Annotated in this window: 14 protein-coding genes; 9 read left to right on the top strand and 5 right to left on the bottom strand. The window is 60.2% G+C overall.

Going from position 1 to position 26,371, the window contains the following annotated elements:
- Positions 1-10 precede the first annotated feature (10 nt).
- The gene (locus B3I26_RS16675) at positions 11-853 is read left to right on the top strand and encodes a 23S rRNA (adenine(2030)-N(6))-methyltransferase RlmJ (protein WP_296259147.1); all 843 of its coding nucleotides are present in this window, start codon (positions 11-13) and stop codon (positions 851-853) included.
- A gap of 160 nt (positions 854-1,013) precedes the next feature.
- Here B3I26_RS16675 and msrA read toward each other — a convergent pair whose 3' ends face one another.
- The 4 genes from msrA to aceE form a co-directional block, all read right to left on the bottom strand.
- Positions 1,014-1,676 carry a peptide-methionine (S)-S-oxide reductase MsrA gene (gene msrA, locus B3I26_RS16670; RefSeq protein WP_296259146.1) on the bottom strand — a complete coding sequence of 221 codons (663 nt, stop codon included), beginning with the start codon at positions 1,674-1,676 and terminating at the stop codon, positions 1,014-1,016.
- A gap of 118 nt (positions 1,677-1,794) precedes the next feature.
- A complete protein-coding gene (locus B3I26_RS16665) occupies positions 1,795-4,488 on the bottom strand; it encodes a putative bifunctional diguanylate cyclase/phosphodiesterase (RefSeq protein WP_296259145.1) in 2,694 nt (897 codons plus the stop codon).
- Positions 4,489-4,882: 394 nt separating this feature from the next.
- The gene (aceF, locus tag B3I26_RS16660; RefSeq protein WP_296259142.1) at positions 4,883-6,556 is read right to left on the bottom strand and encodes a dihydrolipoyllysine-residue acetyltransferase; all 1,674 of its coding nucleotides are present in this window, start codon (positions 6,554-6,556) and stop codon (positions 4,883-4,885) included.
- A gap of 149 nt (positions 6,557-6,705) precedes the next feature.
- On the bottom strand, positions 6,706-9,351 hold the full coding sequence (gene aceE, locus B3I26_RS16655; RefSeq protein ID WP_296259141.1) for a pyruvate dehydrogenase (acetyl-transferring), homodimeric type: 2,646 nt from the start codon (positions 9,349-9,351) through the stop codon (positions 6,706-6,708).
- A 385-nt stretch (positions 9,352-9,736) separates the two neighbouring features.
- On the opposite strand from aceE, the gene glnE reads away from it, so the two are divergent.
- From glnE to B3I26_RS16615, 8 genes are all read left to right on the top strand, one after another.
- A complete protein-coding gene (gene glnE, locus B3I26_RS16650; RefSeq protein WP_296259139.1) occupies positions 9,737-12,688 on the top strand; it encodes a bifunctional [glutamate--ammonia ligase]-adenylyl-L-tyrosine phosphorylase/[glutamate--ammonia-ligase] adenylyltransferase in 2,952 nt (983 codons plus the stop codon).
- A 242-nt stretch (positions 12,689-12,930) separates the two neighbouring features.
- Complete coding sequence (waaF, locus tag B3I26_RS16645; RefSeq protein WP_296259136.1) at positions 12,931-13,965, top strand: lipopolysaccharide heptosyltransferase II; 1,035 nt, start codon at positions 12,931-12,933, stop codon at positions 13,963-13,965.
- A gap of 1 nt (position 13,966) precedes the next feature.
- Complete coding sequence (waaC, locus tag B3I26_RS16640) at positions 13,967-15,031, top strand: lipopolysaccharide heptosyltransferase I (protein ID WP_296259134.1); 1,065 nt, start codon at positions 13,967-13,969, stop codon at positions 15,029-15,031.
- The gene (locus B3I26_RS16635) at positions 15,031-16,155 is read left to right on the top strand and encodes a glycosyltransferase family 4 protein (protein WP_296259133.1); all 1,125 of its coding nucleotides are present in this window, start codon (positions 15,031-15,033) and stop codon (positions 16,153-16,155) included. Before waaC ends, B3I26_RS16635 begins: the two co-directional genes overlap by 1 nt.
- Positions 16,152-16,958, top strand: a complete 807-nt coding sequence (gene rfaP, locus B3I26_RS16630; RefSeq protein WP_296259131.1) for a lipopolysaccharide core heptose(I) kinase RfaP — start codon at positions 16,152-16,154, stop codon at positions 16,956-16,958. The genes B3I26_RS16635 and rfaP overlap by 4 nt, the downstream gene beginning before the upstream one ends.
- Complete coding sequence (locus B3I26_RS16625) at positions 16,958-17,692, top strand: lipopolysaccharide kinase InaA family protein (RefSeq protein ID WP_296259130.1); 735 nt, start codon at positions 16,958-16,960, stop codon at positions 17,690-17,692. Before rfaP ends, B3I26_RS16625 begins: the two co-directional genes overlap by 1 nt.
- Positions 17,689-18,444: a lipopolysaccharide kinase InaA family protein gene (locus B3I26_RS16620; RefSeq protein WP_296259128.1), complete on the top strand. Its 756-nt coding sequence runs from the start codon at positions 17,689-17,691 to the stop codon at positions 18,442-18,444. Before B3I26_RS16625 ends, B3I26_RS16620 begins: the two co-directional genes overlap by 4 nt.
- A gap of 296 nt (positions 18,445-18,740) precedes the next feature.
- The gene (locus B3I26_RS16615; protein ID WP_296259126.1) at positions 18,741-20,177 is read left to right on the top strand and encodes a lipopolysaccharide kinase InaA family protein; all 1,437 of its coding nucleotides are present in this window, start codon (positions 18,741-18,743) and stop codon (positions 20,175-20,177) included.
- Between the two features lie 61 nt (positions 20,178-20,238).
- Here B3I26_RS16615 and B3I26_RS16610 read toward each other — a convergent pair whose 3' ends face one another.
- Entirely contained in the window at positions 20,239-26,340 is a 6,102-nt protein-coding gene (locus B3I26_RS16610) for a membrane-targeted effector domain-containing toxin (RefSeq protein WP_296259125.1), read from the bottom strand.
- Positions 26,341-26,371: the final 31 nt, after the last annotated feature.

The raw sequence follows: 26,371 nt of genomic DNA, 5'->3' as shown, positions 1-26,371 counted from the left end.
AGGAGCCGCCATGAACTACCGTCACGCCTTCCACGCCGGCAACCACGCCGACGTCTTGAAACATATCGTCCTGACTCGCTTGATCGCGCTGATGTCGCGCAAGGAGCAACCGCTCGCCTATATCGACACCCATGCGGGCCTGGGTCTTTACGACCTTCAGGGCGATCAGGCCACGCGCACCGGTGAATGGATCGAAGGGATCGGCCGCCTTTGGGAGGCAGACGATATTCCCCCAGTGGCGGCCGGTTACATAGATGAGATTCGTCACATGAACCGCAAGACCGGTGAGCTGCGTTACTACCCCGGCTCCCCTGAGCTGGCGCGCCGCGTGACCCGCGAGCAGGACCGTGTGTTGCTCAACGAGAAGCATCCTGAAGATGGCGCGCTGCTCAAGGACAACATGAAATACGATCACCGCGTCGCCGTGCATCTGGGCGAAGGCTGGCATGTGCCGCGTGCCTTGCTGCCGGTGCACGAGAAGCGTGCTGTGATGCTGATCGACCCGCCTTTCGAACAGGCGGACGAAATGAAGCGCTGTTCGGTTGCGCTGAAAGAGGCCATCGGTCGCATGCGCCAGACGGTTGCGGCAATCTGGTACCCGATCAAGGATCAGCGTGCGCTCAAGCGTTTTTATCAAGAGCTGGCTGAAACCGGCGCGCCAAAGCTGCTGCGTGTCGAGTTGCTGGTGCACCCGCTGGACACGCCGGACAGCCTCAACGGCTCAGGTTTGGCGATTGCCAATCCGCCGTGGGGACTGGAAGAGGAATTGCGAGCGTTGCTGCCCTGGCTGGCCAAGACGTTGGGTCAGAGCCAAGGCGACTGGCGACTGGACTGGCTGATTGCCGAGACTTGATGGCTTAACGCAGATCGGGCGCCGAGCACTTTCTGTGGGAGCACATTCATTCGCGATGCGCTTTGTCGGCGATGAATCTTTTTTGTGTGTGCCAACGCCTGGCGAATGAATCCGCTCCCACCGTTGATCGGTCTTCAACGGCAGGAGCAAGCCAGGTCAATCACGCCTGGTTCAAACTCGGTGGCATGCACACACCGGTCCCGCCAATCCCGCAGTACCCCTGCGGGTTCTTTGCCAGGTACTGCTGGTGATAAGCCTCGGCGAAGTACAGGGTCGGGGCTTCGTCGATCTCGGTGGTAATTTCCCCCAGGCCAGCCTTGCTTAGCTCAGCCTGAAACACCTTGGCACTGGCCTTGGCGGCTGCCAGTTGGTCGGGATTGGTGGCATAGATGACCGAGCGATACTGCGTGCCGATGTCGTTGCCCTGGCGCATGCCCTGCGTCGGGTTGTGCAGCTCCCAGAACATCGCCAGCAGTTCTTCGTAGCTGACCTTCTCTGGCTCGTACACCACTAAAACCACTTCGCTGTGACCGGTCAGGCCCGAGCACACCTCTTCGTAGGTTGGATTGGGTGTGAAGCCGCCTGCATAACCCACGGCCGTGCTGTACACACCATCACGTTGCCAGAAACGCCGTTCTGCGCCCCAAAAGCAACCCAGGCCAAAAATGGCGAATTCCACGTTAACCGGGAAGGGCCCCAGTAGCGGATGGCCGTTGACGAAGTGTTCTTCAGGGATGGTCATTGGCGTTTCACGGCCCGGCAGTGCCTGCTGAGCGGTTGGCATGTCGTTTTTGTTCACAAGAATTTCCGAGCGCAAAGCCATGAGGTCAATCCTCTCTGGACAGGTGACTGCCATAAGTGGGGTCAGAGTTTTCTGATTCAAATGAAAGGCGACCAGTTTGCCGCACAACATCAAGAGGGGAAAGCGCCTGTGAGGACGATCAGGCGCGGGGGCCGCGCGGGTAACGGCGCAGGGCGTCGATCAGGTTTTCACCGGGGATCGGCTTGTCGAAAAGGTAACCCTGGCCCACGTCGCAGCGATGACGGCGCAGGAAGGTCAGTTGCTCGGCGGTCTCGATGCCTTCGGCGACCACGGTCAACTTGAGGTTGTGGGCCATGGCGATGACCGCCGAGGTAATTTCCATGTCGTCCTGATCATCCGGAATATCGCGGATGAAGCTGCGGTCGATCTTGATCACGTCGATGGGGAATTTCTTCAGGTAACTGAACGACGAGTAGCCGGTGCCGAAGTCGTCCATGGCCAGGGTCAGGCCCAGGGTTTTCAAGGATTCCAGTTGCAGGCGGGTGTCTTCTGTCGCCTCCAGCAGCAGACCTTCAGTCAGCTCCAGCTCCAGCAACGAAGGATCGAGTTGTTCCTCGCGCAGGATGCCGGCCAGCGAACTGACCAGGTCCGGGTCGGAGAATTGCTTGGGCGAAACGTTGATCGCCACATGCAGCTTGCCGTAACCGGCGGCAGTCAATTGCTTGCTCATGCGGCAGGACTGGCGCGCCACCCACTTGCCGATCGGGATGATCAGGCCGGTTTCCTCGGCCACGCTGATGAACTGGTCCGGACGGATCATGCCCTTCTCCGGGTGATTCCAGCGCAGCAGCGCTTCCATGCCCAGCAGACGGCCTGAGCGCAGGCAGAGCTTGGGCTGGTAGAACACTTCCAGCTCGTTTTGCGTCAGGGCGCGACGCAGGTTGTTCTCGACGAACAGCTTGTAACTGGCTTCGGCGTTGAGCGCTTCAGTGAATACCTGCACCTGGTGCTTGCCGTTGGCCTTGGCCTTGTGCAGCGCCAGGCCGGCGTTCTTCATCAGGGTCTGCGGGTCGCGACCATGTAACGGCGCGCTGGCCAGACCCACCGAGCCGGTAACGCTGATCAACTGGTTGTCGACGAACATCGGCTTGTCCAGCGTCGACAGCACCTGGCTGGCAACGCGCTGGCCGTCTTCAGGACCGGTGTCGTCCAGCAGGACGGCAAATTCGTTACTGGCGAATCGCGCCAGGATCCCGGTCGGACTCAGGCTGTTGCGCAAGCGCCGGGCGAGGCTGATCAGCAGTTTGTCACCCGTCTGGTGGCCCAGGCTGTCGTTGATGCGCTTGAAGTTGTCGATGTCCACCAGCAGCAGGCTGATAGGTGTTTCGACGTCACGGGCGAAGTGCTCGTCCAGCGTGCGAATGAACGCCGGGCGGTTGCCCAGGTTGGTCAGGTTATCGGTATACGCCAAGCGCTCGATCCGCTGTTGGGAGAGCTTGGCCTGGGTGATGTCTTCGTAGATGCCGATGTAATGGGTAAGCTCGCGGTTGTCACCGTAGACCTTGGAAATCGACAACTGGCCCCAGTAGGGTTCCAGGTTCTTGCGACGGCTTTTGAACTCACCCTGCCAGCTGTTGGCACTGACCAGGCTGGAGTTGGCGTCCAGCAACAGAGAGCCCAGATTTTCCAGAGCCGGCAGTTCCGACAGGCGATGACCGTGGACTTCTTCGGCGCTGTACTGGGTGATTTCGGTGAAACTGGGGTTGACGTACTCGACCACGCCGTCGCAATTGACCAGCAAAAACGCGTTGGCGCTCTGTTCCACTGCCCGCTGGAAAAGGTGCAGGGCATTGGTGGCGGTGCGCCGGTTGTGGTTGTTGATGACCTGGGCGAATTGGTCGGCCAGCTCACCGGCGAACGCAATCTCGTCGGACTGCCACTCGCGGGCCGTGTCGCTATGGTCAAGGCACAGCACACCGACGACCTGTCCGTCGATGCGTATGCTGGCGTCGAGAATGGCGTTGATGTAACGCGGTCGCAGGCACTCGACCAGCTCCCTGGTGCGCGGGTCCGACGCCACATCACTGGCATCGATGGCCCGACTGGTGTGCAGGGCTTCGAGATAGCTGGGGTAGCGACTGATGTCGATCGGTTCGGCTTTGAGGTACTCGTCGGTTTCCCGGCGGTATTCGGCAATGGGTTCCATCGTCTTGCCGACCAGGTTCCAGATAGCCGCGCGGGAAATGTCGTAGATTTCGCAAGCGCTTTTGGTGATCAGCTCTGCGGCCTCCTGCAACGAGTTGCTGGAGTTGTAGCGGTGGCGCGCCAGACGCAGGATCAGACTCTGCTGGGCGCGAACCCGTTCAAGGTGCTTGAGTTGCTCGTGCTGGGCGCGCTGGTTCAGTTCCAGGGCAATCTGCAGGCGCGAGTTCTGAACCTCCAGGTCCGGGCTGAAGGCCAGTTCGCTAGCGTCGAACACTTCATCGACCACCATCAAGTAGCCACGCAGCAGTTCGCGGTTGCGCTGTCGGTAGCCTTCACCGATTTCAAGCATGCCCAGCGGGCCACGGGTGGTGTGCAGGGTGTAGCGAATCACGTAATGCGCATGACTGGCTATCTGCATCTGGATCGCGTCGTGCAACTGGTAGCGCGCCTCGGGTTCCATCAGGCTGGCGTAGGGGGCGCCGATGAGGGCGCACAACTCCATGGCGGGCATGTCGAACTGCTTTTCGCAGTTGGGGTCCAGGTACAGCATCGCCCAGCTGGGTTCATTGAGCCGCTCGAAACGCAGCATCCCGAGCCGCGAAGGCACCGGCAATTGCGTCACGACCTCGGCTGCCGAGCGGGCGGCAGCATCAGGTTGGCTTTTCATGAAGGAACTCGCTTTAAGAGTGCTGTCGCGCTTGGGCGAGGAGCCCATAGTGAAATCGCGTGTCGCAAGGTTGCATCATGGCGAACGGGCTGACAAGTGAGCACGATGGCTTAGTGCTATAAAACTGTCGGCAATTCGATTAATAACTAAAGGCTGTTGGTCGGATTTGATGGGCAGGGGTAAGTAGTTGTTATTTTTGGATTGTGGCTGTGATTTGTCCGAGTCCCCTAGCGCATCGCCTACCCACGGACACAACCCCCTTTTAAAGCAAACTCGCCGTGGCTTTCATAACAAACGCCCAAAAAAAGCCCCGCCAATCAGCGGGGTTGAGGTACGAGCGTGGCAGCTCGAAAACAGCGCAGGCCCGCTCCGTAGGGAGCGGACCTTGTGAGGCTTACAGCAGGATCGTACGGATATCGGCCAGCACTTCGCCCAGACGCTTGGTAAAGCGCGCAGCTGCAGCGCCGTTGATCACGCGGTGATCGTAGGACAGCGACAGCGGCAGCATCAGGCGCGGCTGGAAAGCCTTGCCATCCCATACCGGTTGCATGGTGGCCTTGGACACGCCAAGGATCGCGACTTCCGGCGCGTTGACGATTGGCGTAAAGCCGGTACCGCCAATGTGACCCAGGCTGGAGATGGTGAAGCAAGCGCCCTGCATGTCGTTGGCCGACAGCTTCTTGGAGCGTGCTTTTTCGGCCAGCTCGGCAGCTTCGGCAGCCAGTTGCAGGAGGCTCTTCTGATCGACGTTCTTGATCACCGGCACCAGCAGGCCGTCTGGAGTATCGACCGCGAAACCGATGTGGAAGTACTTCTTGCGGATGACCGCTTTACCGCTTGGCGCCAGCGAGCTGTTGAAGTCCGGCAGTTCCTTGAGCAGGTGCGCGATGGACTTGAGCAGCAGTGGCAGTACGGTCAGTTTGACACCGGCTTTCTCGGCGACGGCTTTCTGCGCGACGCGGAAAGCTTCCAGGTCGGTGATGTCGGCCTGGTCGAACTGGGTGACGTGCGGAATGTTCAGCCAGCTGCGATGCAGACCGGTGGCGCCCAATTGCATCAGGCGAGTCATCGGCACTTCTTCGATGTCGCCGAAACGGCTGAAATCGACTTCCGGAATCGGAGGAATGCCCGAGCCACCGGTCGCGCCGCCAGCAGCTGGCGCGTCTTTGGATTGGGTCATGATGGATTTGACGTACGCCTGCACGTCTTCCTTCAGTACTCGGCCGTGTGGGCCGGTAGCGGACACGGCGTTTAGCTCGACACCGAACTCGCGAGCCAACTGACGCACAGCCGGGCCGGCGTGGACTTTGGCGCCGCTTGCAGGCGCAGCGGCCGGAGCAGGCGCCGCTTCGGTTTTAGCTGCCGGGGCGGCTGGTGCTGCGGCCGGGGCAGCAGTTGGAGCGTCAGCCTTGGCCGGAGCCGGAGCCGGAGCCGGAGCCGCGGCTTGGGCGGGCGCGGCAGCCGGTGCCGCGCCTGCAACTTTCAGCTTGAGGATCAGGTCACCCGTACCGACTTCGTCTTCGACCTTGACGCTGATGCTCTCAACCACGCCAGCGGCGGGAGAGGGAATCTCCATCGAGGCTTTGTCCGATTCCAGCGTGATCAGGGATTGATCGGCTTCGATGCTGTCGCCAACCTTGACCATCAGCTCGATGATGCGCGCCTTGCCCGACGACCCGATATCAGGAACGTGGATGTCCTGAACGGTGTCGGCCGCCGCGGCGGGAGCAGGCTCGGCGGCAGGGGCCGCGGCCGCGGTTTCTGTAAGCTTTTCGCTTGCGGGCGCTGGCGCAGCCGCAGCCGGTTCTGCGGCAGGCGCGGCAGCTTCGGCTTCGCCTTCCACTTCCAGTTCGAACAACTCGTCGCCTTCTTTCAGGCGGTCGCCCAGCTTGACCTTCATGGCCTTGATGACACCGGCTTTTGGCGCAGGGATTTCCATGCTCGCCTTGTCCGATTCGAGCGTCAGCACGCTCTGGTCCGCTTCGATACGATCACCGACCTTGACCATCAACTCAATGACTTCACCTTCACCGTTGCCGATGTCGGGTACGCGAATTAGCTCACTCACAATGTCTCTCCTTAGGAGAACCTGTTCACTAGACTGCGCTGGTACATTGGCAACGAAACAGCCTGGGACGCTCATTTACCGCAGTAAATTCCGCATCGAAGGCTGTTCGCGCACTTTGTCAGCGCTCTATACGATCTTCAGCGCAGACCTTAGCAGTCCAGCGGGTTGCGTTTATCCGGGTCGATACCGAACTGGGTAATGGCCTGCGCCACGACCTTAGGTTCGATGTCGCCGCGATCGGCCAAGGCTTCCAGGGCCGCCAGCACGACGAAGTGGCGATCGACTTCAAAGAAGTTACGCAGCTTCTTGCGGCTGTCGGAACGGCCGAAACCGTCAGTACCCAGGACTTTGTATTCTTTGGTCGGAACCCACTGACGGATCTGGTCAGCGAACAGTTTCATGTAGTCGGTCGAAGCGATAACTGGCCCTTTGCGACCGCTGAGGCACTCTTCAACGTAGCTCAGCTGAGGCTTCTGGCCTGGCTTGAGACGGTTGCTGCGCTCTACGGCCAAGCCGTCGCGACGCAGTTCGTTGAAGCTGGTGACGCTCCAGACGTCCGCGCCGACGTTGAACTGCTCGCGCAGGATCTTCGCCGCTTCACGCACTTCGCGCAGGATGGTGCCCGAGCCCAGAAGCTGCACGTGATGCGCGGCTTCCTTGGTGTCTTCTTCCAGCAGGTACATGCCCTTGACGATGCCGGCTTCGGCACCGGCCGGCATGGCGGGCTGGGTGTAGGACTCGTTCATCACGGTCAGGTAATAGAAGACGTCCTGTTGTTCTTCGAACATCTTCTTCATGCCGTCCTGAATGATCACCGCCAGCTCGTAGCCGTAGGTCGGATCGTAGGTGCGGCAGTTCGGAATAGTGGAGGCCAGGATGTGGCTGTGACCGTCTTCGTGCTGCAGGCCTTCGCCGTTCAGGGTGGTACGACCGGCGGTGCCGCCGACAAGGAAGCCACGGGTGCGGCTATCGCCAGCAGCCCATGCCAGGTCACCGATACGCTGGAAGCCGAACATCGAGTAGAAGATGTAGAACGGAATCATCGGCTGGTTGTGGCTGCTGTACGACGTACCCGCAGCGATGAAGGAGGACATGGCGCCTGCTTCGTTGATGCCTTCCTCGAGGATCTGACCTTTCTTGTCCTCGCGGTAGAACATCACTTGTTCTTTATCGACCGGCTCGTACAGCTGGCCTACGGAAGAGTAAATGCCCAACTGACGGAACATGCCTTCCATACCGAAGGTACGGGCTTCGTCCGGGATGATCGGAACGATGCGCTGGCCCACTTCCTTGTCCTTGACCAGCTGCGTCAGGATGCGCACAAAGGCCATGGTGGTTGAGATTTCGCGGTCGCCACTGCCGTCCAGGATCGCCTTGAGGGTATCCAGCGGCGGGGTCGGCAGGCTGAAGCTTTCGGCGCGACGCTGTGGCACGAAACCGCCCAGTGCAGCGCGACGCTCGCTCAGGTAACGGGCTTCGGCGCTGCCTTCTTCGGGTTTGAAGAATGGCAGGGAGTCCAGTTGCTCGTCCTTGACCGGAATGTCGAAGCGGTCGCGGAAGTGACGCAGGCTTTCCACGTCGACTTTCTTGGTGTTGTGCGCCGTGTTTTTCGCCTCACCTGCGCCGGTGCCATAGCCCTTGATGGTCTTGGCCAGAACCACGGTCGGCTGACCCTTGTGGTTAACCGCCTGATGGTAAGCGGCATAGACCTTGTACGGGTCGTGACCACCGCGGTTGAGTTTCCAGATTTCGTCGTCGGACATATCCGCAACCATCGCCTTGAGTTCCGGCGTGTTGAAGAAGTGTTCACGAACGAAGGCACCGTCTTTGGCCTTGTAGTTCTGGTATTCGCCGTCGATGACTTCGTCCATGCGACGTTGCAGGATGCCGTCCACGTCCTTGGCCAGCAGTGGGTCCCAGAAACGGCCCCAGATGACTTTGGTCACGTTCCACTGGGCACCGCGGAACACGCCTTCCAGTTCCTGGATGATCTTGGCGTTGCCGCGGACCGGGCCGTCCAGACGCTGCAGGTTGCAGTTGACGACGAAAATCAGGTTGTCCAGCTTTTCGCGACCGGCCAGGGCGATGGCGCCCAGGGATTCCGGCTCGTCGGTCTCGCCGTCGCCCAGGAAGCACCAGACCTTCTGTTTGCCTTCAGGGATGTAGCCCCGGTGCTCCAGGTACTTCATGAAGCGCGCTTGATAGATGGCCTGGATCGGACCCAAACCCATCGAAACGGTCGGGAACTGCCAGAAGTCTTTCATCAGCCACGGGTGTGGATAGGACGAAAGACCGTTGCCATCGACTTCCTGACGGAAGTTGTTCATCTGGTCTTCGGTGATACGGCCTTCCATGAACGCACGAGCGTAGACGCCTGGCGATGCGTGGCCCTGGAAGTAGATCAGGTCGCCGCCATGTTCGTCGGTCGGGGCCTGGAAGAAGTAGTTAAAACCGATGTCGTACAGGGTGGCACTGGAAGCGAAGCTGGAGATGTGACCGCCCAGATCCGGATCGCCGATGTTGGTTTTGACAACCATTGCCAGGGCGTTCCACCGCACCAACGAGCGAATGCGGCGTTCCATGAACAGGTCGCCGGGCATGCGTGCTTCGTGGGTAACAGGAATGGTATTGCGGTAGGGCGTGGTGATGGCGTACGGCAGCTGCGAACCACTGCGTGTGGCCAGCTCGCCCATACGGGTCATCAGGTAATGAGCACGGTCTTCGCCTTCTTTGTCGAGAACCGATTCCAGGGCGTCCAGCCATTCCTGGGTTTCGACGGGATCGAGGTCTTGCATGGCTTGCTCCAGGGCGGAAAGGCTTCCAGAATCGGTTGCCTGAGTTTGTTGCGACTGGCCTTGTGGGCAGACGACGTAAAAATTCTTGGATGACCGGAGTGGTATCCGGCGTTGTGTAGTTTTACTACAAATCTTTGGCCGTTTCAGCTTTTTGACTTGTATATACAGTAGTAAAACTACAGCGGAACGCTGTTTTCGCTCCTGCGTTGCGATGAATTAAATGAACAATGTTGGTGGAAACAATAAAAAGATCAGTTGCCAGAGTGCGCTAGCTACCAAAAACCGGCAAATGCCAGCAATTTTTAACCTTTGTTCGACAGTCTGACCCGTAACGTGTGTACAACCTTCACGGCGTTAGTCTTTTGAACGCGATCAAGGATAGACCATGAGCCTTCCTTCGCTGGCTAATCTGCCGGCTGTCCTTCTGCCGTTGGTCACTCGCGCGCAGCAGTCGTTCCGCGCTGCGCTTGCCACTTCGTCCGATACCGGGCTGGCAACGTTCGATGCCTGGCCTGCCGAACAACTCGCTGAGTTTGAACGCGTCTGCGCCGCCAGTGACTTCGTCGCCGACCAGATCGTGCGCGACCCGCAGATGTTGCTTGATCTCGCCGCATCGGGCGAGCTTATGCGCAGCTTTGCGGCTAACGAGCTGCGTGAGCACATCGCCAGTGCGGTTGCCGAGGCGACCAGCGACGATGAGCTGGGGCGTAATCTACGTCGTCAAAGGACACGGCAGCAAGTCCGAATTATCTGGCGCGACCTCACACGTCGGGCAGACCTGGTCGAAACCTGTCGTGACCTTTCCGACATGGCGGATGGCAGTATCGACCTGGCCTACCGTTGGCTATACGACCGTCATTGCCAGCAGTTCGGCACGCCAACCGGACACCGCAGCGGCCAGGCACAGCAGATGGTCATCCTCGGCATGGGCAAGCTGGGGGCGGTAGAGCTGAACCTGTCCTCCGATATCGACCTGATTTTCGCCTACCCCGAAGGAGGCGAGACACAAGGGGTCAAACGACCGCTGGACAACCAGGAGTTCTTCATCCGTCTTGGTCAGCGGCTGATCAAAGCGCTGGATCCGGTAACGGTTGACGGTTTTGTCTTCCGTGTGGACATGCGCCTGCGACCTTACGGTTCATCCGGGGCGCTGGTGCTGAGCTTCAATGCGCTGGAGCAGTATTACCAGGACCAGGGGCGGGACTGGGAACGCTACGCCATGATCAAGGCGCGGGTGGTCGGTGGGGACCAGGCCCGGGGGGCCGAGTTGCTGGAAATGCTGCGACCGTTCGTATATCGGCGTTACCTGGATTTTTCTGCGATCGAAGCACTGCGCACGATGAAACAGTTGATCCAGCAGGAGGTCAGGCGCAAAGGCATGGCCGCCAACATCAAGCTGGGCTCCGGCGGCATCCGTGAGGTCGAATTCATTGCCCAGGCCTTCCAGCTGATTCACGGCGGACGCGACCTGAGCCTGCAGCAGCGGCCGTTGCTTAAGGTATTGCGCACGCTCGAAGGGCAGGGCTATTTGCCAGCGGCGGTCATCAGCGAGTTGCGCGAAGGTTATGAGTTTCTGCGCTATACCGAGCACGCTATTCAAGCCATCGCCGACCGCCAGACCCAGATGCTGCCCGAAGATGAACAGGATCAGGCACGCATCGCCTTCATCATGGGTTTCGCCGATTGGGACGCGTTCCACAAGCGGTTGATGTATTGGCGCGGACGGGTTGACTGGCATTTCCGTCAGGTCATTGCTGATCCGGATGAGGAGGAGGGTCAGGAGGATGGCGGCGATGAGATCGTCGGCGGCGAATGGCTGCCGCTGTGGGAAGAGTCGCAAAACGAAGAAAGCGCCTGCCTTCAGCTCCAGGAAGGCGGATTCGCCGATGCTCAGAAGGCGCTGAAGCACCTGAGCAACCTGCGTAACAGTTCCCAATTGCGCTCGATGCAGCGGCTGGGGCGTGAGCGGCTCGATGCATTCATTCCGCGGCTGCTGGCTCAAGCCGTCGAGCACGCCGATCCCGATCTGGTGCTCGAACGCGTACTGCCGCTGGTCGAAGCGGTGGCCCGGCGTTCGGCTTATCTGGTGCTTCTGACGGAAAATCCGGGGGCGCTGCGGCGTTTGCTGACCCTGTGCGCGGCCAGTCCGTGGATTGCCGAGCAGATCGCTCGTTTCCCGCTGTTGCTCGATGAGCTGCTTAACGAGGGCCGTCTGTTCAGCCCGCCGCAAGCGCCGGAGCTGGCGGCTGAGCTGCGCGAACGGCTGACGCGAATCCCGGAGGATGATCTGGAGCAGCAGATGGAAGCGCTGCGTCACTTCAAGCTTGCCCATCGACTGCGTGTAGCGGCGTCGGAAATCACCGGCAGCCTGCCGCTGATGAAAGTCAGCGATTACCTGACCTGGCTGGCCGAGGCGATTCTCGAGCAGGTGCTGGCGCTGGCCTGGCGGCACACCGTCGCTCGTCACGGTGCGCCGCGGCGGCCAGATGGCTCCCTGTGCGATCCCGGGTTCGTGATTGTCGGTTATGGGAAAGTCGGCGGCATCGAACTGGGGCATGGTTCGGACCTGGACCTGGTGTTCATCCACGACGGTGATCCGCAAGCCGAGACTGACGGCGCCAAACCGATCGACGGCGCCCAATTCTTCACTCGGCTCGGGCAGAGGATCATTCATTTGATCACCACGCAGACCAACTCCGGCCAGTTGTATGAAGTAGACATGCGCCTGCGTCCATCGGGTGCATCGGGGCTGCTGGTCAGTTCACTGGGGGCATTTTCACGCTATCAGGAGAACGAAGCCTGGACCTGGGAACATCAGGCCCTGGTCCGTGCGCGGGTGCTGGTGGGCAGCGCCGATGTGGGCAAAGGATTCGAGGCGGTACGCGCGTCGGTACTGGGCCGGGCGCGGGACCTGGCGCAGTTGCGCGGGGAAGTCAGCGACATGCGTGCCAAAATGCGCGACAACCTTGGCACCCGGGGCACGGCGGCCGGAAAGGCGCAAAACGCATTCGAGCCCACGTCCTCGTTCGATCTCAAGCAGGACGCCGGTGGTATCGTCGATATCGAATTTATGGTGCAATACGCGGCCTTGGCGTGGTCCAGAGAGCATCCCGCGCTGCTTCGATACACCGATAACATCCGCATTCTTGAAGGTCTGGAGGCGGCCGGCCTGCTGCCCGCCGCCGACGCGAGCCTGTTGCGCGAGGTGTATAAGGCGTACCGTTCCGCCGCCCACCGACAGGCGCTGCAAAAGGATGCCGGGGTGGTCAGTGGTGATCAGTTCGCCAGCGAGCGGCGGGAAGTGATGCGGATCTGGGCGCAGTTGGGATTGAGTTAACGCATCGAGTTTATTGATGCCACTGGCCTCATCGCGGGCACGCGCGCTCCTGCAGGACAACGCGCTCAGCTGCAGGCGTGTTTGCCCGCGATGGCGTCGGAACGAACGCTACAGGTTACGGATTTTGGTGAATGCCAAACCGTGCCTATATAAAGCTATGACAGGGAGGCGTCAGGTTGTGTGAAAGCGTCACGCAACCTGATGGGCCTCCCTGCTCGTTTCTGGTCGTTTTTGGATTGAGCATGAGAATTCTGATCGTAGGGCCCAGTTGGGTCGGTGACATGGTGATGGCGCAAACGTTGTTCCAGTGCCTGAAGCAGCGTCACCCGCAATGCGAAATCGATGTTCTGGCCCCCGAGTGGAGCCGGCCGATCCTTGAGCGTATGCCTCAGGTGCGCACGGCCTTGAGCTTCCCGCTCGGACACGGCGCGCTTGAGCTGGCGACGCGTCGACGCATCGGCAAGTCCCTCAAGGGCCAGTACGATCAGGCGATCCTGTTGCCTAACTCCTTGAAATCGGCGTTGGTGCCTTTTTTTGCAGCAATTGCGAAACGCACGGGCTGGCGTGGCGAGTTCCGCTATGGCCTGCTCAACGATGTGCGCACGCTGGATAAAGAGAAATACCCGTTGATGATCGAGCGGTTCATGGCGCTGGCCTACGATAAGGGCGCTGAACTGCCACGCCCCTATCCCAAACCGAGCCTTTCGATTCAAACTGCCAGTCGCGACGCGGCTCTGGCCAAATTCGGGCTCAGCCTGGACCGGCCGATCCTGGCGTTGTGCCCCGGCGCCGAGTTCGGCGAATCCAAGCGCTGGCCGTCCGAGCATTACGCGCAGGTGGCCGAGGCGAAGATTCGTGAGGGCTGGCAGGTCTGGCTGTTTGGTTCGAAGAACGATCATGCGGTCGGTGAAAGCATTCGCGACCGTTTGATCCCCGGTCTGCGCGAGGAGTCGACCAATCTCAGCGGCGGCACTTCGCTGGCTGAAGCCATCGACCTGCTGTCCTGTGCCGATGCCGTCGTCTCCAACGATTCCGGGCTGATGCACGTTGCCGCCGCGCTCAATCGCCCGTTGGTTGCTGTGTACGGATCTACATCGCCGGGCTTCACGCCGCCTCTGGCCGATCAGGTCGAAGTCGTGCGACTGGGTATCGAATGCAGCCCATGTTTCGAGCGCACCTGCCGTTTCGGGCATTACAACTGCCTGCGTCTACTGGAGCCCGAGTCGGTGATCCAGGCGCTGGGTCACCTGGGCGGCATGCCGGTAGAGGTTGCCTGACTTGCGGGTACTGCTGATCAAGACGTCGTCGCTGGGTGACGTCATTCATACCTTGCCTGCGCTGACCGACGCCGCTCGCGCAGTGCCCGGCATTCAGTTCGACTGGGTGGTGGAAGAAGGCTTTGCGGAAATCCCGACCTGGCATCCTGCGGTGTCCGGGGTGATTCCGGTCGCAATCCGTCGTTGGCGCAAGAACCTTTGGCAGACCTTCAGGAACGGCCAGTGGCGTCAGTTCAAACAACGGCTGCGCGGCACGCATTACGATCTGGTCATCGACGCTCAGGGGCTGCTGAAAAGTGCCTGGCTGACGCGCTATGTCAAAGCGCCGGTGGTAGGCCTGGACAAAAATTCCGCTCGCGAACCGCTGGCAACGCGTTTTTATGATCGGGCTTACCCGGTGGCCCGTGAGCAGCACGCGGTCGAGCGCCTGCGTCAGCTGTTCGCGCAAGCGCTGGGCTATGAACTGCCCGCAGGTCTTGGCGATTACGGCCTGGATCGCAACCGCCTGTTAAACGCCGAAAGCAGCGCGCCGTTCGTGCTGTTTCTGCACGGCACCACCTGGGCGACCAAACATTGGCCCGAGTTGTACTGGCGCCAGCTGGCCGAGCGCATGATCGGGCAAGGGCTGGAAGTGCATCTGCCGTGGGGCAACCCGGCGGAGAAAGCCCGGGCCGAGCGCATTGCCGAGGGCCTTGATAACGCCGTCGTGCTCCCCAAACTCAATCTGGCTGGCGTCGCCAAAGTGCTTGCCAGCGCACGAGGCTGCGTGGCCGTAGACACGGGGCTTGGTCATCTGGCGGCAGCGCTGGACGTGCCGACCTTGTCGCTGTTCGGCCCGACCAATCCTGGTCTCACCGGCGCCTACGGCAAATCGCAGGTCCATCTGGCGGGCGATTACCCGGCCTGTGCGCCGTGCCTGCAAAAGAAATGCACCTATCGACCGACGCCTGAAGATCAGCGTCAGTTCGATACCGAGCGCGAGTGGCCGATGTGCTTCACTCGCCTGAATCCCGAGCGAGTAGCGAGCCAGTTGGGTTCGCTGTTGCTGGCAAAGGAACATCCGTGATGCAACTGGCCTTTGTGCTTTATAAATACTTTCCCTTCGGTGGCCTGCAGCGCGATTTCATGCGCATCGCCCTGGAGTGCCAGCAGCGCGGGCATACCATCCGCGTCTATACCCTGATCTGGGAAGGCGATGTGCCTCCTGGCTTCGAAGTGCGGGTGGCGCCGGTCAAAGCGATTTTCAATCATCGGCGCAACGAAAAGCTTACCGACTGGATGAACGCCGACCTGGCCAAACGCCCGGTGGATCGGCTGATCGGCTTCAACAAAATGCCCGGCCTGGACGTGTACTACGCCGCCGATGGCTGCTTTGAAGACAAGGCGCAGACGCTGCGCCACGGTCTGTACAAGCACTGGGGCCGCTATCGCCACTTCGCTGCGTACGAGCGCGCGGTGTTCGCCAGGGAGGCGAAAACCGAGGTGCTGATGATTTCCGAAGTGCAGCAGCCGCTGTTCATCAAGCATTACGACACGCCGCTGGAGCGCTTCCATCTGCTGCCGCCGGGCATTTCCCAAGACCGCCGCGCACCGGATAACGCCGCTGACATTCGCGCCCAATTCCGTCGTGAGTTCAGGCTGGGCGATGACGATCTGCTGCTGGTGCAGATCGGTTCGGGCTTCAAGACCAAGGGCGTCGATCGCAGCCTCAAGGCGCTGGCGGCGTTGCCGGCGGCGTTGAGAAAGCGCACGCGGCTGTTTGTCATCGGCCAGGACGACCCAAAAGTGTTTCAGCTGCAAAGCACGGCGCTGGGCTTGACCGACAACGTGACCTTTATGAAAGGCCGCAGCGACATTCCGCGCTTTCTGCTGGGCGCCGATCTGTTGATTCACCCGGCCTACAACGAAAACACTGGCACCGTGCTGCTCGAGGCGTTGGTCGCGGGGCTGCCGGTGCTGGTCAGCGCGGTATGTGGCTACGCGCACTACATTGCCGAGGCCGACAGTGGTCTGGTGCTCGATGAGCCGTTCGAACAGAACCAGCTCAATCAGTTTCTGGCCCGCATGCTCAAGGACGACGCCGCACGCGGTGTCTGGCGTCGTAACGGGCTGGCGTTCGCCGACACGGCTGATCTTTACAGCATGCCGCAGCACGCTGCGGATGTGATTCTGGCGGAGCACCACGGATGAAATTGATCCTTGCCGAACCCTTCAAAAGCCTCTGGGCCGGGCGCGATGCGTTCGACGCTGTCGAGGCGCTGCAAGGCGAGGTTTATCGCGAACTGGAGAACCGCCGCACCCTGCGCACCGAAGTCGATGGGCGTGGCTACTTCGTCAAGATTCATCGCGGCATCGGCTGGGGTGAGGTGGCAAAAAACCTGTTGAGCGCAAAGCTGCCGGTGCTCGGCGCCGGGCAGGAGTGGCAGGCGATCAATCGCCTGCACGAGGCCGGTATCCCGACCATGACTGCCGTGGCCTATGGCGAACGCGGCAACAATCCGGCGTCCCAGCACTCGTTCATCGTTACCGAAGAACTGGCGCCGACCCTAAGCCTGGAGGACGTCAGCCTCAACTGGCGCAACGAGCCTCCCGAGCCGCGCATGAAGCGGGCGTATATCGCCGAAGTCGCGCGGCTGGTTGGCATGATGCACCGCGCCGGGGTCAACCACCGCGACTGCTATATCTGTCATTTCCTGCTGCACACTGACAAGCCGGTCACGCCCGAGGATTTCAAACTCTCGGTCATCGACCTGCACCGTGCCCAGACCCGCTCGGCGATCACCATGCGCTGGCGCAACAAGGACCTGGCCGCGCTGTATTTCTCGGCGATGGACATCGGCCTGACCCGGCGCGACAAGCTGCGCTTTCTCAAAGGTTACTTCCAGCAGCCGCTGCGCCAGATTCTCGCGCAGGAATCGGCATTGCTGAGCTGGCTCGAAGCCAAAGCCGACAAGCTTTATCAGCGCAAACTGCGTTACGGAGATGCGCTCTGATGGCGGGTTGGAATCTGGAACCGGAATACGCAGCGCTGGCAGACGATTTTGGCTCGCTGGACGCGGTCTTTGCCTTGCAGGGCGAGCGCCTGACCCGCGATCCGCTGTCGGAAGTCATTCGCGTCGAGCGCCGGGGCGTGAACTACTACGTCAAGCGCTACGTGGCGGCAGGCAAGGGTCTGCGTCGCTATCTGGGACGCCCGCGGGTCAAGTCGGAGTGGCAGAATCTCAAGCGCTTTGCCAAGTGGGGCATCCCTACCGCCGAGGTCGTTGCCTGGGGCCTGGAGCGTAATGGCGCGGCTTATGATCGCGGCGCGTTGATCACCCGCGAGCTGCCACGTACCGAGGATTTGTCGGAGCTGGCGCGCACCCATGACGCGCGCCTGAGCGACCGCGCCTGGGTCAATGGCATCAGTCGGCAAGTCGCGCAGTACACCCGGACCATGCATGATCATCACTTCACCCATAACGATCTGAAGTGGCGCAATCTGCTGGTCGATGACCGTTCGACCGTGTTCCTGATCGACTGCCCCAACGGGGCGTTTTGGGTCAGTTTCATGTTGCGATATCGCATTACCAAGGATCTGGCGTGTCTGGACAAGGTGGCCAAATATCACCTGTCCGCGACCCAGCGCCTGCGTTTCTATCTGCAGTATCGAGGGCGCCAACGACTGAATGATTCAGACAAAAAGCGCATTCGTCACATCGTCAGCTTTTTTGAGGGACGCGAATGAGTGTGTTCATTGCCCAGGCCGACCGTGACCTGCTGGAACGTCATGGCCTGGCGGATTTCGACTCGCTGTGGAACGTGGAACTCGACGCGGTGGACGAGCCCAACACCGGGCGCGGCGGCTGGAGCAGTGTGTTTCGTCTGGAGCTTGAAGGGTCGGGCTATTACCTCAAACGGCAGAGCAACTACCTGACCCACACGTTGCACCACCCGTTCGGCGAGCCGTCGTTCTCCCGTGAGTTTCGCAACATCAGCCTGTATCAGAAGCTGGGCATTCCTGCGCTGCACGCAGTGTTCTATGGCCAGAAGAAGGTCGATGGCGAGCGCCGGGCGATCCTGATGACGCGCGCGCTGGATGGCTGGACCGATCTGGATACGCTGCTGCTGCAATGGGGCGAGCTAGCCGCCACGCAACGGCTGGCTATCCTGCAGGCCTGCGGCCAGCTGGCGCGCACACTGCATAAAGCCGGGCAGGTGCATGGCTGTTTCTATCCCAAGCACATTTTCCTCAAGGCGCGGGATGGCAATTACACAGCGCAGCTGATCGACCTGGAAAAGACCCGTAAGTCGATTTTCGGCCAACGTGATCGGGTCAAGGACATCGAGCCGCTGCTACGGCGCGCGTCGGTGTGGAACGAGGCGGAAATCCGCGAATTGCTCGCCGCGTATTTGCAGGCCCCACCAGGCAGTGGCCCGGTCAATGCATGGTGGCAGCGGTTGGCCAAACGCGGCCGTCATAAGCGCAGTGGGCGGTAAGACCGCGTGCGGCACCTGCCTGTGCGTCTGGCCGTAGGCGCCGGGGGCGGCACTCAGTTACTCGCCAGCTGCTGCGATGCATTAACAAAACCAGGCACCTTCGTGGTGTCAGATACAACGCGTGGTCCGGGCTTACCACCGCTTCGCGGCAAATTGTCGGCGAGCCGGACCCCCACGTCCTTCGGGCATCAGCAGGATGGTGGTATGCCTCATTTTTTGATTCTGGCCGGATGCCGATACCCTTCGCACAGAAGCGGGCGATTCGCGTTTTATTTGATTGATTGAAGAGGGCGCCGATGCGTTTGTCTGAACTGAAAAACGCCGGTCGCACCCCAACGCTGCCCATGAGCATTGCGTTGGCGGATGCTGCCGGTCCTGCCGAGTTGCAGTTGCTCAGCCTGCTGCGCGTGCTGCCCGGTCAACGCTATGTTGGCGCCGGGGTCTGGCGCGGGCGGCCGGTGCTGGCCAAGTTGCTGGTCGGGCATAGGGCGCCGCGACACTTTCAACGCGAGCTCAGCGGTGTGCAACTGCTCGCTGAACAGGGCCTGAGCACCCCGCTGCTGTTGGCCGATGGGCTTGTGGAAGGCGAGGGTGGCTGGCTGCTGTTCGAATTTCTCGATCAGGCCCGCAGTCTTGGGGAAGCCTGGAGGGCAGTTGAACATTTGCCACCGTTGGCCGATGAACAAATCAGCGTGCTGGGCGACGCGCTGGCTGCCGTCGGGCAAATGCATGCCAAGGGGCTGTGGCAGGAAGACCTGCATCTGGACAACCTGCTGCGGCAGAACGGCACTCTGTACCTGATCGATGGCGCCGGCATTCGCGCCGAACAAGCGGGCAAGCCCCTGTCTCGCCAGAAGGTGCTGGAAAACCTCGGTGTGTTCTTCGCGCAGCTGCCCAGATCGCTGGAGCCGTTCACCGAGGAACTATTGGTCTACTACCTGCTGAGCAATGGCGAACATGCGTTACCGGTCGAGGCGCTGCAAAAGCAGATCGATAAGGTCAGCCAGTGGCGTCTGCGCGATTACCTGATCAAGGTCGGACGTGACTGCAGTCTGTTCAGTGTTTCGGATGGGCCATTTGGCCTGCGCGCGATTCGTCGCGAAGAAGAAGTCGCAATGCTCCCGGTGCTCGACAAAGCCGACGCATTGATTGATCACGGCCACCTGTACAAGACCGGCGGCGCTGCAAGCGTGGCGAAAACCGAGGTCGAAAGCCGACCTCTGGTGATCAAACGCTACAACATCAAGCATCTGGCCCATTGGCTCAAACGTTTCTGGCGTCCGAGTCGAGCCTGGCATTCATGGCGTGAAGGCAATCGCCTGATGTTCCTCGGCATCGCTACGCCCAAGCCGCTGGCGTTGCTGGAGCGACGTGTGTTTTGGCTACGACGCCAGGCCTACCTCGTCACCGAGTACCTGCCGGGGCCGGATATCATCGAGCGCTTCGCGCCGTACGTTGCTGCAGCCGATGCACCGCAAAGCGAATTGCAGGCGCTGGACAGGCTGTTTGCGCAGTTGATTCGTGAGCGTATCAGCCATGGTGATCTGAAAGGGCATAACGTGTTCTGGCATCAGGACCGCTGGGCGCTGATCGATCTGGACGCCATGTGTCAGCACAGCTCGGCCAGTACCTTCGCTGCTGCCTTCTCCAGGGACCGCGCCCGTTTCATGCGCAACTGGCCCACCGACAGCGCGCTGCACCAGTTGCTGGACCAGCGCCTGCCAAAGGCCTGATAGATCACGTCATTCGAGGCGGCAGCACTGCGCGCGCTTGCCACCTCGATGACTCATGATTTCACCCTACTCGCTCCAGGCCGTGGCGCTGCAGGGCGAGCATCAGCGCCTCGACGCTCTCATAGGGTTTTAAGTGCAACGCCTCCCAGGTCGGGCGCTCCACGAACGCCTTGCCCTCGGCGTTGAACTGCACCGGTGTGAGATGAATCGCGTTGTCTCTGGACCGATGGGCGATCATATGTGCTGTTTCCGACTCGGACTCCAGCACGAACGTACCGACCCTCGGCAGCCGCTGATCCAGCGTTGGCTTTTCTAAAGGTGCTGGCCAGACCGGGGTTCCAGGGATCTCTACATCGATCCGGAAGTCGCCTTTCACAAAGCCTTCGCTCTTCTTCATGGGGCTGCGCGAGAACACACCATTGTCCACCCTGATGCCCTTGGAGTTCCCAGGCGCTACGTCAACGAGGTGAATGCCAATGGCACCTTCGAGTTCCGCAAGGCCTGGGACGGTCTTGTAGATGTTGGAGTGAGTATTGCCGACCAACGCAACCCACCTGTGCTTACCCATGACAGACTGATGCTGACGGATCGTGCGCGAGGCGAAATAATTCATCATCTGCTGGCGGGTCGTGGGCGTCTCCAGGCGTATACCCCGCAGGTGGTAACTGGCGGCGCAATCCAGGGCGCGAATTTCCAGGCCATGTTGCTGTGCCTTGATTAGCAATTTTTCAAAGTTGTACATATGGTCCGGGTCAGTCAAATGCCCGCTGTCCAGCTTTTTAATGTCATCCAAAAGCCTTTTGCTCATAAGTCCGGTGTCGAAAAAACGATCCAGGTCGGCCTGATGCAGGTCGGTCAGCAGGTGCTCCATGTAAAGCGTTTTTACGTTCTGCTGTGTCAGCAGCGGCAGGTTGTCCATGATGAATTTCTTGCTGGCGACAGAGGCGTGGAATTCGCCTATGACCATGCCGTCGGTTTGCTGATACAGGCTTTTAATGAATTCATCCACATTGCCTGGGGTGTCGATAGCAGGCATCGTCGGTCGCGGCGCAAGCTCGCCAAAAATGACGGGACGCGATTCGATTCGCAGCTTCTCTCTTAACTCGAAAAATGTCGATTGCGCCGGTATCAGGTCGGTATCGTTGATGAAATAGTTGCCGTCGAGTCCTCTTGGCCTCTGAATCAGCTCATACAAAGCGTCTCTCGACGACGATGGCATACCGTATGTCGTGTCGAGCAGCGATTGCTGGAGTGCGGTCGGTGGACTGTCGGCAACCCAATGCTCCGGTGCGACGCGCTGCCAGCCTGTACTTTCATCCCAGCGAAAGCCTGTTACGCCCGGATGTGTGCGCCCGCTGGCGGCGGCGCTTGCTCCGGCCAGGGTATCGTCCAGGCTAGTCGGTAGGGCTGCAGGAATTGCCGTGTCGGCCACGATTGGATTTGCGAATTCTATTTTGAAGTCGCATGGCGTGGCCTGTCCGTCTTCGACCAGGCGAACCGAAGTGGCGCGGATCTGCATAGGACGCCCGGCAGGTACGTCTTCGATATGCACACTGATCGCGCCTTGAAGCTCGGCGATGCCTGGAACCTGGTCATGGGTGGTGGCCAGCTTTTCGTCGAGCAGGGCGATCCAGCGCTTGGAGCGGTCTCGCACAACCTCGGCGCTGATCACCTTGTGAGCGAAGAAGTTGCTCATCTTTTGCGCGGCTGCGACATCGGTTGTTGGGGTGGCCACCTCAAAACCTTCGACCGGGTAACTGACCGAGGAGCTCAGTGGGCGAACCTCGATGCCGTGGCGGTGCGCTTGCTTGATGAGGTGGTAGTAATCGTATTCGTCGCTCAGGTTGTTCAATGCGCCCTGATTGATCAGCTCCAGATGATCCCTGATCTCATGGGAGCCGGAGCGAACGTTTTTTCCTTTGGCGCGATATTTCGCCAGTTTCTTGAAGTGCTTGTCGGTGAACAGGTGCGGCAGGTAAATCGTCTCGACGCGCTGAGCGACCAGGGTCTGCATGTGGGCGATGAGAAAGTGTTTACTGGCCACCGACTGGGGGGCCTCGCTCAAGACCAACCCGTTGCTGCTGTTGAAAACGTTTTCCAGAAAGCCGCCGACGTTCGCCGATGGATCGACTGCTGGGAGTGTTGGCTTGGGCGGCAGCGCCGGGGTGCGGGCAAAAAAGGCCTGGGCGTCGGCGTAAAGCGTTTCCTTGAGGCTGAAGTAGCGCTCGCGCATTTGGGCGTAATAGATCTCGAAGTACCCTTCCAGGTTCATGCCCATGTCGTCGGCCGGCTCCATTTTGAGGATGCCCTCCATATGCCTCTGGTAATGCTGCGGCAGCTCGTAGTCACTCAGGTCTGTTGCATTGCTACCCGCTTGTTCTTGCAAGGGCCTAAAGCCGAACGGTTCATCATTGCCACCGCCTTGCAGGCGCGAACGCTCTGCCAGTGTCCACTGCCCCTGATCGTCCAGCCTGATGGGCTGGCGGCCGAAAAACGCGAAGGGGTTGTTCGGGTCCACGATGTGCCAGCAGCGAATGGCTGCGTCGTACTGCACCTGATAAACCCTACCGTCCATCTGGATGTAATGCTTGCCCTGGCCCAGGCTGACGCCATTGGCATGCCCCTCGGTTATCCGTGGCAGGTCCTGCAGGGAAATGTTCACGGCACGATTGGAGAGCGCATCGGACGCGGATGACGGGGCCGGCGTGGAGGGCTGTTCCAACGGCTGCCAGACACCGTTGCTGTCTCGGGTTGCGTAGTGTCGGGTGGCGGCAACCTCGTCCGTGTCGAGACCCAGGCTGCGATAAATCGGCGCCTGGTCACTGGCATTGGGTTTGCCTATCAACAACGCTTCGTCCTGCAGGCTGGCCGGGTAGAGGTGTTCCCGTTTGGCCGGGTTCGACAGGTTCTTTAGCGCAACGGGCCGGGGGGCTGTTCCCGAATCCCTGGATAACTTGCGCAGCATTGCACCGAAACCTTTAAGGCCCTGATGGAGATCACCCGCAGCGCCCACCATGTTTAGGGCCGAGGCGAGAATAAGCGCATGGGCGTCCTCAGGAGACTCCCCGGTCAGCGCCTGGAAGGCCTTGACGCTGTCGCGCAACGACAGCATCACGCCGACAGCGAAGCTGGCGGGAGGAAAGGGCAGGGTCAGTACAGTGGCGATGATGTCTACGCTGTTCCAGACCACCTTGCTCAACATGTCATGACGACCGGTGGTGGTTTGCTCCACGTCACGCAACTTGCGTTCAATCGGCCGGTTGAAGCAGACCTGGGCAAAATCGGCAATGTGCTCTTTTGGCAAGCAGGGGCGCTTGTTGGCATTGCCTTTTTTCATATCGTTCAGAAAGAACGCCAAAGCGCGACGTGCCTTGAGCCGGCAGCGGTCTTTGTAATAGTCGATCATTCCAGGCTGCCCGAGCGATTCCACGAACGAACTGAACACCCGGAACTCGATCCCGTCGGGTGCGCCCGGCGTGTAGAGCAACGGCGCCAGTCGGTTTTCGTTCGACAGCAGGGCGAAACATCCCTGGACGGTCTCGATTTGGGTCAGGTGGGTGTCCGGAATCACCAACTGGTCGAACAGGCTCAGGTGTGAGGCGATGAATGGTTTGTCGATGTGAATTTGCAGGGGGTACACCGGATACCGTTCGCGCATCTGGGCGTCCCTTCGGCCCAGGTTATCGATTGCTGTGGCGAGCCATTGATATTGATCGGGCCCGATGTGCCCCTTGAGCAGGCTGCGCAGGGCTGCCGCCTGCATTTGCAATTGCGTGATCAGGGTGCTGGTTTGACGTCGGTACGCGTAACCCGTGGACTCGGGGCTAAGCAGCGTGCGTCGGATCAGCGCGGCGTAGTCATCGGCGAGCCATTTGCCATGGACCGAGCGCGCAACGGCTGCCGGAGTCAGTGTGCTCAGATCAAGACCCTGGGGCCCTCTGAATACCGCCGTGGTATCGGCGGTCGGGGTGATCAGGCTAATGCTGTCGTCATAGCCGTTACGCATCATTTGGGTGTAAGTCAGCGTTTCCCGCTCGGAGATGATGAGGATCTGGTCGGGGTCTACCGTGCCCGCCGGCACCTTAAGCAACTGGCTTATTTTTTCACTGGCGCGCTGGTGCACATAGTCTTCGAAGTCCTGGACCCTGGTATGAGCCTGGGCTTGGTAGTTGCGTGCGGCGCCGGCGAGGGCGTCTTCCAGCGCGATCAACTTCTGACGCTGTGACGCACTGGCCTGCTGATACCAATCGGGCATATGGGCCTGATGTTCCGAAAGCATTACATCAATCTTTTCCCTGACGAAATTGCGCAGGCCCGCATCGTAGCTGTCCAGCGTGATCAACTGGATGAAGCCGGGCGCCGGGTACGGTTTCTGTCTGAGCGCTTCCAGGGTTTCACTAAGTCCCTGGCGGCTGTCGGCAGGCGATTGCTGAAGCAGGTAATCCGTCATCGCCGGAATGGCGAGCCAGCCCACCAGTTCATGAAGCAATTGGGTCTGGTTGTGAAAACGTTGGAACAGCCGAGCGCGTGGCGCCTCGGAGGCGAACATGAGCAAGCGATCCAGCCTGCCTTGAGTGTCCTCCTTCCTGAACACCAGGATGCGGCCAAGAATGCCGCGATTGTCGATCCGGATGTGCTGAACCCGTAGCACCGTGCCCTCTTCAACAGGCAGCGATTGGGTGATGGCATGGATGATGGCGAAGTCTTCGCACGAAATATGTCCCTGCATCTTTGCCGCATACGCCGCCTCGACGACCTGCAGGTCGACCAGCTTACGCATGAGCTGCTGATTGCCTGGCAGTGCATATGCCCTGCGTTGGTAATCGGCGAAGCTGGCTCGCAGGTTCAGCTCATCGACCGCACGCGCCAGGTACGCCGGGGTCAGCCGGGTAGTGGCGGTTTGGGCTGACCTTTGCTCGAGGCCGATGGTGGTGCGGGTCAGAAATTGCGAACCGGTCTGTCGGTCATCCGGGTGCACCCCCAATAGCGCCAGTTGGGTCAGGGTGCGCGTGGTGGTATAGCTTTCACCCGTCAAAGGCAGCGTTCGCTGAGTCGTTACGGTGATGTCGTCGGGCTCCAGTTCGTAACCCAGGTCGTTGGTCAAATGAGCGCGCAGGCTCACTTGCGCGTATTGCTCGGCAGAGGCGGCACCTTTGAGTGCGCTGGCCAGGGCCTGGCGTGCATGGTCATAGCGATTGACATGCTGAATGTAGGTGTCGAGGTCCGCTGGCGCCGCAATCTTCACCCAGTCGGGTAAGTCTGTGCGCATTTTACGCTCGGCCAGAGCCTGCTCGCGGCGTGCCAGCATGGCCGACGGCCCGAATAGCCCGGACATGCTTAGCGCTGCGACGATCCGTATAGCGCGCTGTTGCGGTTCAGGGCTCATTCCGGCGCCGCAGAGGTAACGCAGGTCCTCGCCCTGCTTGTGCATCTGCCGCTGCAATGCGTGGTGATAGGGATCAGTGGTGATCGGCTGAAGGTGGATGTCGGCGGGGCCAAACCGCTCAATGAACAAGTCCGGGTCGTTTGTCACTGCAACGGCTGCATCCTGATGCCGCTGGTCGGCGTTCATGAGCAATGCCCATCGCAGCACGTGGTCGTTGAGCCACCCTGCCATCGTTTGCGACATGGCCTGATGGCTTGCAAATTCCGTCAGCCCACTGCCGGGCAGTGCCAGCAATGTGCGACCGGCTGCAGCGGTCATGACCAGAGCACCTTTGATTTCCACCCGCGTTTGTTCATTGAACTGTACATGCAGCGAATAAACGCTTACCTGGCCTTGTGAACTGCCCGTTTCGAACGAATCGGAACGCGCAACGCACGCTACGGCATTCGGCCCCAGTTCGTTCTCATGGGATTTGAGCTGCGCTTCGTCGTAGAGGGCTTTTTCCAAGCATGTGGCGAACAGCGAATGTCGGCTTTGCTCCGTGTCACCGCGAGCTTGCCAGAAGGCATCGATCCGTTGCAGCAGGCTGTTCAGCTCCTGCTCCACCTGGCTGCTGTTGCCTGTGTCCAGGGCGGTGAGCAGGGAGCCTGGCGTTTGCGGTAGATGGGACAGTTCCTTGGACAGTGTCCTGATGATGCGGGTCAGTCGTTTCAACGCCGCTGTGGCGTCGCGTTGCGTGGCGGCGGGTGTTAAGAGAACGGGGGAAAGCGTCTGCATGATGTCTGTTTTCCTGAAGGCTCTTGTGAGT

The sequence above is a fragment of the Pseudomonas sp. UBA5706 genome (genome assembly GCF_002419965.1).
Lineage (GTDB): Bacteria > Pseudomonadota > Gammaproteobacteria > Pseudomonadales > Pseudomonadaceae > Aquipseudomonas.
The sequence above is the reverse complement of the archived record's forward strand: the minus strand, read 5'-3'. Positions and strand labels throughout refer to the sequence as shown.

Bases quoted from the DNA above. Each gene is read 5' to 3' on its own strand.
- B3I26_RS16675 (WP_296259147.1), top strand. From the start codon at position 11: ATGAACTACCGTCACGCCTTCCACGCCGGCAACCACGCCGACGTCTTG.
- msrA (WP_296259146.1), bottom strand. From the start codon at position 1,676: ATGGCTTTGCGCTCGGAAATTCTTGTGAACAAAAACGACATGCCAACC.
- B3I26_RS16665 (WP_296259145.1), bottom strand. From the start codon at position 4,488: ATGAAAAGCCAACCTGATGCTGCCGCCCGCTCGGCAGCCGAGGTCGTG.
- aceE (WP_296259141.1), bottom strand. From the start codon at position 9,351: ATGCAAGACCTCGATCCCGTCGAAACCCAGGAATGGCTGGACGCCCTG.
- glnE (WP_296259139.1), top strand. From the start codon at position 9,737: ATGAGCCTTCCTTCGCTGGCTAATCTGCCGGCTGTCCTTCTGCCGTTG.
- waaF (WP_296259136.1), top strand. From the start codon at position 12,931: ATGAGAATTCTGATCGTAGGGCCCAGTTGGGTCGGTGACATGGTGATG.
- B3I26_RS16635 (WP_296259133.1), top strand. From the start codon at position 15,031: ATGCAACTGGCCTTTGTGCTTTATAAATACTTTCCCTTCGGTGGCCTG.
- rfaP (WP_296259131.1), top strand. From the start codon at position 16,152: ATGAAATTGATCCTTGCCGAACCCTTCAAAAGCCTCTGGGCCGGGCGC.
- B3I26_RS16625 (WP_296259130.1), top strand. From the start codon at position 16,958: ATGGCGGGTTGGAATCTGGAACCGGAATACGCAGCGCTGGCAGACGAT.
- B3I26_RS16620 (WP_296259128.1), top strand. From the start codon at position 17,689: ATGAGTGTGTTCATTGCCCAGGCCGACCGTGACCTGCTGGAACGTCAT.
- B3I26_RS16615 (WP_296259126.1), top strand. From the start codon at position 18,741: ATGCGTTTGTCTGAACTGAAAAACGCCGGTCGCACCCCAACGCTGCCC.
- B3I26_RS16610 (WP_296259125.1), bottom strand. From the start codon at position 26,340: ATGCAGACGCTTTCCCCCGTTCTCTTAACACCCGCCGCCACGCAACGC.